Below are 12803 nucleotides of genomic sequence, written 5' to 3'. Positions count from 1 at the left end.
CAGGGCCCGCGGATGGTTTCCGCGGGCCCTGCGCGTCTACCGGGTCTACTGGCCCGCTCCCGAGGGCAGCTCCCCGGCCAGACCGCCTCACACGGCCGGCAGAGCCCGCACCGGCAGCTCGATCGTGTGCAGACGCGGAGGCAGCTCGGCCCGGGTGCGCAGCAACTTCAGTCGGCTCAGCGAAGCCGCCACGACGACCTCCGCCAGCACGGGGACGTCGGCGGGCGCGCTCACCACGACAGCCAGCAGGAAGTCGCCGCCGAGCGGATGACCGCGAAGATCACGCAACAGCCACGCGGGATCACCGCCGCCCCGGCCGTACGCGGTGATGTACCGCTCCGGCACCGAGCCGTCCTTCGCGTACTCCACCGAGGGCTCCACGACCCCCAGAGGCACCGCCAGGGCAATCCGGAGGCTGTTGCCGCCGGCCGCGCTCGCCGTGTCGGGGGACAGGGCCAGCGCCACCGGCTGCCGTTCGCTGCCCGGAGCGCTCAGCCGGATGCCGATCTGCGCCTCCTTGAACGCCGCCGAGTCACCGGCCGCCGTGGGGCGGAACGTGCACACGAACGCCAGGAGGAAGTGGTCGTCGCCGGGTGAGGACGAGGACAGCAGGGCCGGGCTCACTCCCAGTTCGGGCAGCTGGTCGAAGGTCAGCCGGGTGACGTACGGGTCGGTGACGGTCAGCCGGCGGCGGATGCGCTCCTCGGTGGTGTTTCCCTGGAGTGTCGCGGCGACGACGAGGTCGACGTCGTGCGCGGCGAGCGGCGGCAGTACGAGAGGCATCAGACGGTCCTCCGTGCGGAGCGGCTCCAGCCGCCGTGGTAGGTGAAGGTGCCCCAGTCGCGGTACTGGGGGAAACGCTCGCGGGTGACGGTCTGCGCGTGGCGGAAGGCCCGCAGCGTGTCGTGGTGATCGGCGAGGTGCCGGTACAGCTCGCCGAAGAAGTACGTGGCCGCGTCGGTCCGCACCGGCCACAGACAGCCGACCACCGCACCGGCCCCGGCCAGCAGGAACGCGGCGGGCAGCCCGCGCGGGTTGTCGGCGAGGTCGAACCTGCCCAGCGCGGACTCGCAGGCGCTGAGGGTGACCAGGTCCACGCCGCGCAGATCGGCGGCGAGGACGTCATGACCGAACAGCCGTCCGTCCCCGCCGTCCGCGGGCGGGTTGAGGTACAGACACTGGAACCAGGAGGCGTCCTGACTGTGCGCGCCGTGCGCCGCCACATGGACGTACCGGGCACCCGCCGCGTGGTCCAGCAGCGAGGCCGGCGTGGCGTCCCGGCCGACGAGGGTCCTCCCGCCGGCGAGGGCGGCGACGGCCGCGGCGTGCTCGTCCAGCACCGGCTCCGGCCGCAGGCCCCAGGGCGTGCCGCCCAGCGCGGCACCCAGGGACACCAGTCCCGCACCGGTGCGCGGCTCGGGGTCCGGGGGTCCGGTGACGCAGACCAGGCTCGGCACGGTGGTCACGGTCCAGTCGTCGGCCAGGGGCCGCCCCGCCAGCCGCAGGAGCGGGAAGGGCAGGAAGTGGAAGGGGCCGTGGGCCCACAGACACAGATGCCGCTTCCCCTCGCCGCGCAGGCGCGTGAGCACCTCGTCCAGAGTGCCGAAGAGGCCGCTGAAGTCCAGATCCTCCTCGCCCACCCGCGTGACCTCCCGGTGCAGCGGGTCGGCCCGGGCGACCGTGCGCACCGAGGCCACGACCTGGGCGAAGGGATGCATGGTCTGCCGGTAGCCGTCCTTGCTCACCTGGATCACCGCGCCGGGCACGCCGCCGAACGGCAGCACACGTATGTCCCGCACGCCCTCCGCGGTGATCGTCAGCAGATGCAGCGCGGCGGCGGGGCCGCCGTCCGGTCCGGCCGGCTCCATCTGAGCCGGTTGCTGTGCGATCCACAGCGAGACCAGCACGGTGTCGGCCGGCAGAGCGGCCACGACATCGCTCAGTTCCGGGTACCAGGAGGGATCCTGCGCGGGGCCCAGGGCGTACAGGCTCCGGGAGAGCTGACGGTCGAAGGATCGCCGGAGATTGCCGAGCAGCTCGTTCTCGGCGTTTCCGGGAGCGTGTTCCTGGGGGCCTGCGTAGCAGAGCATCTCCAGGTCTTCGCCGATCTCGTCCAGGCGTGGCGGGAGGGCCTCGCCGAGCCTGCTCTCGAGTTCGTCGACGCGGCGTCGCAGATCCACGAGAACCGGGGCGGGCCGCCGAGGTCCGGGAGCCTCCAGCGCGCGGGAGAAGTCGAGTCCCTTGGCCGCCGAATGCAGCATCAGCAGCGCGGATGCCGACTGCTGTCCCTCGGCCGTACGGCTGCCGAGCTTCTGCGCGGCCGCGACGAGGGCGAAGGCGGACGGCTCGTACAGCCCCGCCTGCAGTCGCGGGGCCACCCCCATACGAAGCAGCAGGGCCGCGCGCGTGACCTCGTCCGCGGTGCCCGCCTCGGCGCAGTCCACCATCAGCTCGAGTTCCCGCAGTGTCTGGCTCTGCAGCCCGAGGCCGGCGTAGTGACGCGCGGCGAACGCGTGCCGGTCGATCGCCTCCGACGCCCTGCCCTCCCGCCGGTACTCGGTGGCCGCCGCGGCCGAGGCGCCGGCCTGCAGGCACATGACGGCGACCACGGCTTCGGATCCCACGTCCGGAAGGTCGGGCAGCCGGTCCATCAGGGCACAGGCGGCCCGGGCGTGTCCCCCCTGGTACAGGTGCGCCGCCAGATGCAGTGCGGCGGCGGTGTCGGGGTGCGGCGCCGCGATCGTCTCGGCGAACGTGCGCTCGATCTCCGCCGCGGTGTCCTCGGCCGGGCAGGGCGTCGGGTCGCCGGGCAGCACGTGGACGTGGCTGAGCCACAGCTCCCAGAGCTGCTCGCGTTCCCTGGGCGCGGGCAGCTCGTCGCGGACGGCGGTCACCAGTTCCCGCAGCAGGTCGCGTCGACCGGTTTCCCGCAGCAGACACAGGGCCTGGCCCACCACGGCCCAGGACTCCCTTTCGCCCCACGTCGGCACCATCTCGGACAGCGGCACCGGCAGCAGCTCGTGGAGCGTGCCCGGCGCGGGTTCGGCGTCGTAGTGCGCGAGGACCCTCCGCAGCCGGATCGCGTTCACCGGATCCCGGGCCGGGTCGATCAGTCCGGCGGCGGTTCTGTAGTTCGCCAGCCAGGAGTCCATCGTCCAGTTCCCGGCCTCGGGATCGCTCATGAGGACGGCGAGTGCTTCGTTCACGGCGTTCAGGCAGCGGGCGCGCTCGTGCCCGCGGCTCAGGCCCGCCGCTCCGTACAGGTAGGGCAGCGCCTCCAGGGCGGCGTCCACGGGGTGGGGCAGGGCGTCGATGGCGTCCGGGTCCTCGTCGTCGCCGGTGCCGGCGGTGAACAGGCGACCGCGTAACTGGCCGCGGATCTGCCGCTCCCGGAGCGCGAGGGCGTCGTCCAGCACGGGCGCCGCGATGTGGGGATGGACCCGGAGGATGCCCGCCGCGTACATGGTCTCCGCCAGTTCCTGCAGTTCGCCCGCCTGTCGCAGGGTGTCGATCTGCTCGTCGGCGACGGCACAGGCCAGCCGCAGCCGGCTGCCGCTCGGCCGTCCCACGAGGTCGAGCCGTACGGACTCCACGAGCAGGTCGGCGGCCTGCCACCAGGGGGAGGAGATGCCGCGCCCCCACCGGTCCTCGGACAGGGCCATGAGGAGCCGGGCCACCAGATAGCCCGTGGCGGCGACACCGGCCCGGACGTGGTGCAGACCGAATCCGACCAGCCGCCGCGTCCCGTCCTCGTCCAGCGGCCAGGCGGCGGTCCGTATGTGCTGCTCCGCGGCCTCCTCGCTCAGATGGCCCGCGTGGATGTCCTGGATGAGACGCACCAAGACGTCCAGTGCCTCGTCCTGCGGGTCGCTCGCCGGCATGACCACCCCCCACTCCGTCATCGGTGCAGCTCGCAGGATCGTGGCACAGGCGAGGGCGTGGGCATGGGGGATTCGCCGAGGACCGGCAGGCGTCCGGCGAACCGCCGAGGTGGCCCGGACAATGCGCCAGGGGCGGAGCCAGATGGCTCCGCCCCTGGTAGGGACGTTTCTGCGGAATATGTCCGGTGTCTCAGGCCTCTTCGTGCGTGGCCACCGCGCGGCGCGCGTCCGCGTCCAGGACGCCCCAGCTGATCAGCTGCTCGGTGAGGACCGAGGGGGACTGGTCGTAGATGACGGCGAGCGTGCGCAGGTCGTCCTGGCGGATCGAGAGCACCTTGCCGTTGTAGTCACCGCGCTGGGACTGGATCGTCGCCGCGTAACGCTGGAGGGGACCCGCCTTCTCGGCCGGCACCGTGGCCAGCCGCTCCAGGTCCAGGACCAGCTTCGGCGGCGGCTCGGCGGCGCCGCCAGGCGTGGTGCCCGGCAGCAGCTCCTGCACGGGGACGCCATAGAAATCGGCCAGCTCGGCAAGACGCTGCACGGTCACGGCACGGTCGCCGCGCTCGTACGAACCGACCACCACGGCCTTCCAGCGCCCCTGGGACTTCTCCTCGACACCGTGGAGGGAAAGGCCCTGCTGGGTGCGGATGGCCCGGAGCTTGGCCCCGAGCTGTTTGGCGTATTCGCTGGACATATGGCTCCCCGGACACTGTGTCGACGCGGCCGGCTGTTTTCCCGCCGCGCGGCTGGTAACTCACTGTGAGGTTACGCAGCGTGACTCTGGTGCGTCAAGCCGAATGGTCCACACCGACTCTTCCGTGGTAGTGACGCCGGACTGGGCCAGGGGGGTGATCGAGGGGCTCCCACCGACCTGCTACCGTGGATGGCGCAAATCCGACGTCCTTTAAGGTCCGTCCCGTGAGGCGGAGAAGGAGGTCCGTTTCTTATGGACACGCACGCGAATGCGCATGCGACCGATGCGCGGCCCGTACTCGAGGGCCCCGACATCGCGCGGGTACTGACCCGCATCGCCCACGAGATCGTCGAGCGCGCCAAGGGCGCCGACGACGTGGTGCTCCTCGGTATTCCGACCCGGGGTGTCTTCCTCGCCCAGCGGCTCGCCGCCAAGCTGGAACAGATCACCGACCGCAAGGTCCCGGTCGGCTCGCTCGACATCACCATGTACCGCGACGACCTGCGCATGCACCCGCCGCGTGCGCTGGCCCGCACCGAGATCCCCGGTGACGGCATCGACGGCAAGCTGGTCGTCCTCGTCGACGACGTGCTCTTCTCCGGCCGCACCATCCGCGCCGCCCTCGACGCCCTGAACGACATCGGGCGCCCGCGCGCGGTGCAGCTCGCGGTCCTGGTCGACCGCGGCCACCGTGAACTGCCCATCCGTGCCGACTACGTCGGCAAGAACCTCCCCACGTCGCTGCGGGAGACGGTCAAGGTCCAGCTCGCCGAGGAGGACGGTCGCGACACCGTGCTGCTCGGCGCGAAGCCGGCCGGCCAGTAGCAAGTCAGGCGCACGGCCCGCTTCGGTGTGCCCGCACATGCGCCGGTTTGCCCCAATCCTCCCGAATGAACTGCCTTACGGAGCCTGACAGATGCAGCGTCATCTCATCTCGGCCGCCGACCTCACCCGCGACGACGCCGTCCTGATCCTCGACACCGCCGAGGAGATGGCCCGGGTCGCCGACCGGCCGATCAAGAAGCTGCCGACCCTGCGCGGCCGCACGATCGTCAACCTCTTCTTCGAGGACTCCACCCGCACCCGGATCTCCTTCGAGGCCGCCGAGAAGCGGCTGTCCGCGGACGTCATCAACTTCTCCGCCAAGGGGTCCTCGGTGTCAAAGGGCGAGTCCCTGAAGGACACCGCCCAGACCCTGGAGGCGATGGGCGTCGACGCCGTCGTCATCCGGCACGGTGCCTCCGGCGCCCCGTACCGCCTGGCCAACTCCGGCTGGATCGACGCCGCCGTCATCAACGCCGGCGACGGTACCCACCAGCACCCCACCCAGGCCCTGCTGGACGCCTTCACCATGCGCCGCCGGCTGATCGGCCGCGACGCCGGCCTCGGCCAGGACCTGGCCGGCAGGCGGATCACCATCGTCGGCGACGTCCTGCACAGCCGGGTCGCCCGCTCCAACGTCGACCTGCTGCACACCCTGGGCGCCGAAGTCACCCTGGTCGCCCCGCCCACCCTCGTCCCGGTCGGCGTCGGGAACTGGCCGTGCGAGGTGTCCTACGACCTCGACAGCACGCTGCCCAAGTCCGACGCCGTGATGATGCTCCGCGTCCAGCGCGAGCGGATGAACGCCGCCTTCTTCCCCACCGAGCGCGAGTACTCGCGGCGCTACGGCCTCGACGGCGACCGCATGGCCAGGCTGCCCGAGCACGCCATCGTGATGCACCCCGGCCCGATGGTCCGTGGCATGGAGATCACCGCCGAGGTCGCCGACTCCGACCGCTGCACCGCCATCGAGCAGGTCGCCAACGGCGTCTCCATCCGGATGGCCGTCCTGTACCTGCTGCTCGGCGGCAACGAGCCCGCCGTCACCCACGCCCGTACCACCGAGGAGAAGTAAGACCCATGAGCAAGATCCTGATCCGTGGTGCGAAGGTGCTCGGCGGCGAGCCGCAGGACGTGCTGATCGACGGCGAGCGGATCGCCGAGGTCGGCTCCGGCCTGAGCGCGCAGGGCGCCGAGGTCGTCGAGGCCGCCGGCAAGGTGCTGCTGCCGGGTCTGGTCGACCTGCACACCCACCTGCGCGAGCCCGGCCGTGAGGACTCCGAGACCGTGCTCACCGGTACGCGGGCGGCGGCGAGCGGTGGCTACACCGCCGTGTTCGCCATGGCCAACACCTTCCCGGTCGCCGACACCGCCGGTGTCGTCGAGCAGGTCTGGCGACTGGGCCGGGAGCACGGCTACTGCGACGTCCAGCCCATCGGCGCCGTCACCGTCGGCCTGGAGGGCAAGAAGCTCGCCGAGCTGGGTGCCATGCACGAGTCCGCCGCCGGCGTCACCGTCTTTTCGGACGACGGCAAGTGCGTGGACGACGCCGTGATCATGCGCCGCGCGCTGGAGTACGTGAAGGCCTTCGGCGGTGTCGTCGCCCAGCACGCGCAGGAGCCGCGGCTGACCGAGGGCGCCCAGATGAACGAGGGCGTCGTCTCCGCCGAGCTGGGACTGGGCGGCTGGCCGGCGGTCGCCGAGGAGTCGATCATCGCCCGGGACGTGCTGCTCGCCGAGCACGTCGGCTCCCGCGTCCACATCTGCCACCTGTCGACCGCCGGCAGCGTCGAGATCGTCCGCTGGGCCAAGTCCCGCGGCATCAAGGTCACCGCCGAGGTCACCCCGCACCACCTCCTGCTCACCGACGAGCTGGTGCGCACGTACAACCCCGTCTACAAGGTCAACCCGCCGCTGCGCACCGAGCGCGATGTGCTGGCCCTGCGCGAGGCGCTCGCCGACGGCACGATCGACATCGTCGCCACCGACCACGCCCCGCACCCGCACGAGGACAAGGACTGCGAGTGGGCCGCGGCCGCGATGGGCATGGTCGGCCTGGAGACCGCGCTGTCGGTGGTCCAGGAGACCATGGTCGACACGGGCCTGCTGGACTGGGCCGGCGTCGCCGACCGTATGTCCGTCAAGCCCGCGCAGATCGGACAGGCCACCGGCCACGGCCGTCCCGTCTCGGCTGGTGAGCCCGCCAACCTCACCCTCGTCGACACGGAATACCGTGGCCAGGTGGACCCCGCGGGCTTCGCCTCGCGCAGCCGCAACACTCCCTACCAGGGGCGTGAGCTGCCGGGCCGTGTGACGCACACGTGGCTGCGGGGCAAGGCCACGCTCGTCGACGGGAAGCTCACGTGACACCTGTAATCCTGCTGGCCGAGGCCAAGAAGTCGGCCGAGGTCACCGACTGGGGAGCCCGCATCGGTTGGCTCGTCGGACTCGCCCTCTTCGTCGCGCTCGTCTACTGGCTGATGCGCGAGGGCTGGAAGTGGCGCGGCACGCTGCAGAGCGACCTGCCCGCGCTGCCCAGCGCGCCGGAGGAGACCGGTCCGGCGAAACTGAGCATGAGCGGCCGCTACCACGGCTCCACCACCGCCGGGCAGTGGCTGGACCGCATCGTGGCCCACGGCCTGGGCACCCGCAGCCGGGTCGAGCTGACCCTGACGGACCAGGGCCTGGAGGTCGAACGCCCCGGAGCCACCGACTTCTTCGTCCCCACCGCCGCACTGCGCGAGGCCCGGCTCGACAAGGCCATCGCCGGCAAGGTCCTCCCCGAGGGCGGACTGCTGGTGGTGACCTGGGCGCACGGCGACAAACTGATCGACTCGGGCTTCCGCTCCGACCACGCGGCCGAGCACACCGAGTGGGTCGACACCCTGAACAAGATGATCAACGACACGGAAGGCGCACGATGACGACCTCCACCAGGGGAGCTGCCAAGGTTCCCGCCGTACTCGTCCTGGAGGACGGCCGCCTCTTCCGCGGCCGTGCCTACGGGGCCGTGGGGGAGACCTTCGGCGAGGCCGTGTTCTCCACCGGCATGACCGGATACCAGGAGACCCTGACCGACCCGTCGTACGACCGCCAGATCGTCGTCGCGACCGCCCCGCAGATCGGCAACACCGGCTGGAACGACGAGGACGACGAGTCCGGGCGCATCTGGGTCTCCGGCTACGTCGTGCGCGACCCCGCGCGCGTGCCGTCCAACTGGCGGGCCAAGCGCTCCCTGGACGACGAGCTGGCCGCCCAGGGCGTCGTGGGCATCTCCGGCATCGACACCCGCGCCCTCACCCGCCACCTGCGCGAGCGCGGCTCGATGCGGGCCGGCATCTTCTCCGGCGAGGGGATCGCGCCCGAGGCCGAGCTGGTCGAGCGGGTGCAGGCCCAGCCGCACATGAAGGGCGCGAGCCTCTACGAGGAGGTCGCGACGAAGGAGGCGTACGTCGTCCCGGCGATCGGCGAGAAGCGCTTCACCGTCGCCGCCGTCGACCTCGGCATCAAGGGCATGACCCCGCACCGCATGGCCGAGCGCGGCATCGAGGTGCACGTCCTGCCCGCCACCGCCACGGCCGACGAGATCTACGCCGTCAACCCCGACGGTGTCTTCTTCTCCAACGGCCCCGGCGACCCCGCCACGGCCGACGGCCCGGTCGCGCTCATGAGCGCCGTCCTGGAGCGCAGGACGCCCCTGTTCGGCATCTGCTTCGGCAACCAGATCCTCGGCCGCGCGCTCGGCTTCGGCACCTACAAGCTGAAGTACGGCCACCGGGGCATCAACCAGCCGGTGCAGGACCGTACGACCGGCAAGGTCGAGGTCACCGCGCACAACCACGGCTTCGCCGTGGACGCGCCGCTCGACAAGGTCAGCGACACGAAGTTCGGCCGCGCCGAGGTCTCGCACGTCTGCCTGAACGACAACGTCGTGGAGGGGCTGCAGCTGCTCGACCAGCCGGCCTTCTCCGTCCAGTACCACCCCGAAGCGGCCGCGGGCCCGCACGACGCCGCCTACCTGTTCGACCGCTTCGTTTCCCTGATGGAGGGCCAGCGTGCCTAAGCGCACCGATATCCAGTCCGTCCTGGTCATCGGCTCCGGCCCGATCGTCATCGGCCAGGCCGCCGAGTTCGACTACTCCGGCACCCAGGCGTGCCGCATCCTGCGCGCCGAGGGCCTGCGCGTGGTCCTCGTCAACTCCAACCCGGCGACGATCATGACCGACCCGGAGATCGCCGACGCCACCTACGTCGAGCCGATCACCCCCGAGTTCGTCGAGAAGATCATCGCCAAGGAGCGCCCCGACGCCCTGCTGCCCACCCTGGGCGGCCAGACGGCCCTGAACACCGCCATCTCGCTGCACGAGAACGGTGTCCTGGAGAAGTACGGCGTCGAGCTGATCGGCGCCAAGCCCGAGGCCATCCACAAGGGCGAGGACCGCGACCTGTTCAAGGGCGTCGTGGAGGCCGTCAACGCCAAGATCGGGCACGGCGAGTCCGCCCGCTCGGTCATCTGCCACTCCATGGACGACGTCCTCAAGGGCGTCGAGCAGCTCGGCGGCTACCCGGTCGTGGTCCGCCCCTCCTTCACCATGGGCGGCGCCGGCTCCGGCTTCGCGCACGACGAGGAGGAGCTGCGCCGCATCGCCGGCCAGGGCCTCACCCTCTCGCCGACCACCGAGGTGCTCCTGGAGGAGTCCATCCTCGGCTGGAAGGAGTACGAGCTGGAGCTGATGCGCGACAAGCACGACAACGTCGTGGTCGTCTGCTCCATCGAGAACTTCGACCCCATGGGCGTGCACACCGGCGACTCGATCACCGTGGCCCCGGCGATGACGCTGACCGACCGCGAGTACCAGGTGCTGCGCGACGTCGGCATCGCGATCATCCGCGAGGTCGGCGTCGACACCGGCGGCTGCAACATCCAGTTCGCGGTGAACCCCGAGGACGGTCGCGTGATCGTCATCGAGATGAACCCGCGCGTGTCGCGCTCCTCGGCGCTCGCCTCCAAGGCGACCGGCTTCCCGATCGCCAAGATCGCCGCCAAGCTGGCCGTCGGCTACACCCTGGACGAGATCCCGAACGACATCACGCGGGAGACCCCGGCCTCCTTCGAGCCCACGCTCGACTACGTGGTCGTCAAGGCCCCGCGGTTCGCCTTCGAGAAGTTCCCGCAGGCCGACAGCACCCTCACCACCACGATGAAGTCGGTCGGCGAGGCCATGGCCATCGGCCGCAACTTCACCGAGGCCTTCCAGAAGGCGCTGCGCTCGCTGGAGAAGAAGGGCAGCCAGTTCACCTTCGTCGGCGAGAGTGGCGACAAGGACGCGCTGCTGCGCGAGGCCGTGCGCCCCACCGACGGCCGGATCAACACGGTCATGCAGGCCATCCGCGCGGGTGCCACGCCGGAGGAGGTCTTCGAGTTCACGAAGATCGACCCGTGGTTCGTGGACCAGCTCTTCCTGATCAAGGAGATCGCGGACGAGCTGGCCGAGGCGCCCGAGCTGACCGCCGACCTGCTCGCCGAAGCCAAGCGGCACGGCTTCTCCGACCAGCAGATCGGTGAGATCCGCGGGCTGCGCGAGGACGTCGTCCGCGAGGTCCGGCACGCCCTCGGCATCCGCCCGGTCTACAAGACGGTCGACACCTGCGCCGCCGAGTTCGCCGCGAAGACGCCGTACTTCTACTCCTCCTACGACGAGGAGACCGAGGTCGCGCCCCGCGAGAAGCCCGCGGTGATCATCCTGGGCTCCGGCCCCAACCGCATCGGCCAGGGCATCGAGTTCGACTACTCCTGCGTCCACGCCTCCTTCGCGCTGTCCGACGCCGGGTACGAGACCGTGATGGTCAACTGCAACCCGGAGACCGTCTCCACGGACTACGACACCTCCGACCGCCTGTACTTCGAGCCGCTGACGCTGGAAGACGTGCTGGAGATCGTCCACGCGGAGTCCCTCGCCGGCCCGATCGCCGGTGTGGTGGTCCAGCTGGGCGGCCAGACCCCGCTCGGCCTGTCGCAGGCCCTGAAGGACAACGGCGTGCCGATCGTCGGCACCTCGCCCGAGGCGATCCACGCCGCCGAGGACCGCGGCGCCTTCGGCCGCGTCCTCGCGGAGGCGGGCCTGCCGGCCCCGAAGCACGGCACGGCCACCACCTTCGAGGAGGCCAAGGCCATCGCCGACGAGATCGGCTACCCGGTCCTCGTCCGGCCCTCCTACGTCCTCGGCGGGCGCGGCATGGAGATCGTCTACGACGAGACCCGCCTCGCCTCCTACATCGCGGAGTCGACGGAGATCAGCCCGTCCCGGCCGGTCCTCGTCGACCGCTTCCTGGACGACGCCATCGAGATCGACGTCGACGCCCTGTACGACGGCGAGGAGCTGTACCTCGGCGGCGTCATGGAGCACATCGAGGAGGCCGGCATCCACTCCGGCGACTCGGCGTGCGCCCTGCCCCCGATCACCCTCGGCGGCTTCGACATCAAGCGCCTGCGCGCCTCCACCGAGGCCATCGCCAAGGGCGTCGGCGTGCGCGGCCTGATCAACATCCAGTTCGCGATGGCGGGCGACATCCTCTACGTCCTGGAGGCCAACCCGCGCGCCTCCCGTACGGTCCCCTTCACCTCGAAGGCGACCGCGGTGCCGCTCGCGAAGGCCGCCGCCCGGATCTCGCTCGGCGCGACCATCGCCGAGCTGCGGGCGGAAGGTCTGCTTCCGGCGACCGGCGACGGCGGCGAGCTGCCGCTGGACGCGCCGATCTCCGTCAAGGAGGCCGTCATGCCGTGGTCGCGCTTCCGCGACATCCAGGGCCGCGGCGTCGACACCATCCTCGGCCCGGAGATGCGCTCCACGGGCGAGGTCATGGGCATCGACTCCGTCTTCGGCACGGCGTACGCCAAGTCGCAGGCGGGTGCCTACGGCCCGCTGCCCACCAAGGGCCGCGCGTTCATCTCGGTCGCCAACCGCGACAAGCGCTCGATGATCTTCCCGGCCCGCGAGCTGGTCGCCCACGGCTTCGAGCTGCTCGCCACCTCGGGCACGGCCGAGGTCCTCAAGCGCAACGGCATCAACGCCACGGTCGTGCGCAAGCAGTCCGAGGGCACCGGCCCGAACGGCGAGCGGACCATCGTCCAGCTCATCCACGACGGCGAGGTCGACCTCATCGTCAACACCCCGTACGGCACCGGCGGCCGCCTCGACGGCTACGACATCCGTACGGCGGCCGTGGCGCGGTCCGTGCCCTGCCTGACGACCGTCCAGGCACTCGCCGCGGCCGTCCAGGGCATCGACGCCCTCAACCACGGTGACGTGGGCGTCCGCTCGCTCCAGGAACACGCGGAACACCTGACCGCGGCCCGCGACTAGCAGCCCTGAGGGGGACACCGGAAACGGTGTCCCCCTCTTCAT

General features: G+C 71.1%; 9 protein-coding genes. 6 read left to right on the top strand and 3 right to left on the bottom strand.

Translation table 11 applies throughout. The features are described 5' to 3' along the window. Nucleotides 1-87: 87 nt before the first annotated feature. The 3 genes from ACZ5CW_RS30990 to bldD form a co-directional block, all read right to left on the bottom strand. Nucleotides 88-783: a hypothetical protein gene (locus tag ACZ5CW_RS30990; protein WP_468607173.1), complete on the bottom strand. Its 696-nt coding sequence runs from the start codon at nt 781-783 to the stop codon at nt 88-90. Further along, a complete protein-coding gene (locus ACZ5CW_RS30985) occupies nt 783-3902 on the bottom strand; it encodes a CHAT domain-containing protein (RefSeq protein WP_468607171.1) in 3120 nt (1039 codons plus the stop codon). Before ACZ5CW_RS30985 ends, ACZ5CW_RS30990 begins: the two co-directional genes overlap by 1 nt. Before the next feature lie 169 nt (nt 3903-4071). After that, nucleotides 4072-4575 carry a transcriptional regulator BldD gene (gene bldD / locus ACZ5CW_RS30980; RefSeq protein WP_014671524.1) on the bottom strand — a complete coding sequence of 168 codons (504 nt, stop codon included), beginning with the start codon at nt 4573-4575 and terminating at the stop codon, nt 4072-4074. Between the two features lie 252 nt (nt 4576-4827). Here bldD and pyrR point away from each other — a divergent pair, with 252 nt between their 5' ends. The 6 genes from pyrR (at nt 4828) to carB (ending at nt 12761) form a co-directional block, all read left to right on the top strand. After that, nucleotides 4828-5400 carry a bifunctional pyr operon transcriptional regulator/uracil phosphoribosyltransferase PyrR gene (gene pyrR / locus ACZ5CW_RS30975; protein WP_468607169.1) on the top strand — a complete coding sequence of 191 codons (573 nt, stop codon included), beginning with the start codon at nt 4828-4830 and terminating at the stop codon, nt 5398-5400. 91 nt (nt 5401-5491) lie between these two features. Next, nucleotides 5492-6472 (top strand): aspartate carbamoyltransferase catalytic subunit, encoded by a 981-nt coding sequence (locus ACZ5CW_RS30970; RefSeq protein ID WP_468607167.1) that lies wholly within the window; start codon nt 5492-5494, stop codon nt 6470-6472. A 5-nt stretch (nt 6473-6477) separates the two neighbouring features. Next, nucleotides 6478-7764 (top strand): dihydroorotase, encoded by a 1287-nt coding sequence (locus tag ACZ5CW_RS30965; RefSeq protein WP_468607165.1) that lies wholly within the window; start codon nt 6478-6480, stop codon nt 7762-7764. Beyond that, nucleotides 7761-8321 (top strand): PH-like domain-containing protein, encoded by a 561-nt coding sequence (locus tag ACZ5CW_RS30960; protein WP_468607163.1) that lies wholly within the window; start codon nt 7761-7763, stop codon nt 8319-8321. Before ACZ5CW_RS30965 ends, ACZ5CW_RS30960 begins: the two co-directional genes overlap by 4 nt. Continuing rightward, nucleotides 8318-9460 carry a glutamine-hydrolyzing carbamoyl-phosphate synthase small subunit gene (gene carA / locus ACZ5CW_RS30955; RefSeq protein WP_468607161.1) on the top strand — a complete coding sequence of 381 codons (1143 nt, stop codon included), beginning with the start codon at nt 8318-8320 and terminating at the stop codon, nt 9458-9460. The genes ACZ5CW_RS30960 and carA overlap by 4 nt, the downstream gene beginning before the upstream one ends. After that, nucleotides 9453-12761 (top strand): carbamoyl-phosphate synthase large subunit, encoded by a 3309-nt coding sequence (gene carB / locus ACZ5CW_RS30950; RefSeq protein ID WP_468607159.1) that lies wholly within the window; start codon nt 9453-9455, stop codon nt 12759-12761. Before carA ends, carB begins: the two co-directional genes overlap by 8 nt. The last annotated feature ends 42 nt before the right edge of the window (nt 12762-12803 follow it).

Source organism: Streptomyces sp. NPDC031379 (assembly GCF_055569615.1).
Note: the sequence above shows the minus strand (reverse complement) of the source record. Positions and strands in the feature narration are given on the sequence as shown.

Bases quoted from the DNA above. Each gene is read 5' to 3' on its own strand.
- pyrR (WP_468607169.1), top strand. From the start codon at position 4,828: ATGGACACGCACGCGAATGCGCATGCGACCGATGCGCGGCCCGTACTC.
- bldD (WP_014671524.1), bottom strand. From the start codon at position 4,575: ATGTCCAGCGAATACGCCAAACAGCTCGGGGCCAAGCTCCGGGCCATC.
- ACZ5CW_RS30985 (WP_468607171.1), bottom strand. From the start codon at position 3,902: ATGACGGAGTGGGGGGTGGTCATGCCGGCGAGCGACCCGCAGGACGAG.
- ACZ5CW_RS30965 (WP_468607165.1), top strand. From the start codon at position 6,478: ATGAGCAAGATCCTGATCCGTGGTGCGAAGGTGCTCGGCGGCGAGCCG.
- carA (WP_468607161.1), top strand. From the start codon at position 8,318: ATGACGACCTCCACCAGGGGAGCTGCCAAGGTTCCCGCCGTACTCGTC.
- ACZ5CW_RS30970 (WP_468607167.1), top strand. From the start codon at position 5,492: ATGCAGCGTCATCTCATCTCGGCCGCCGACCTCACCCGCGACGACGCC.
- ACZ5CW_RS30990 (WP_468607173.1), bottom strand. From the start codon at position 783: ATGCCTCTCGTACTGCCGCCGCTCGCCGCGCACGACGTCGACCTCGTC.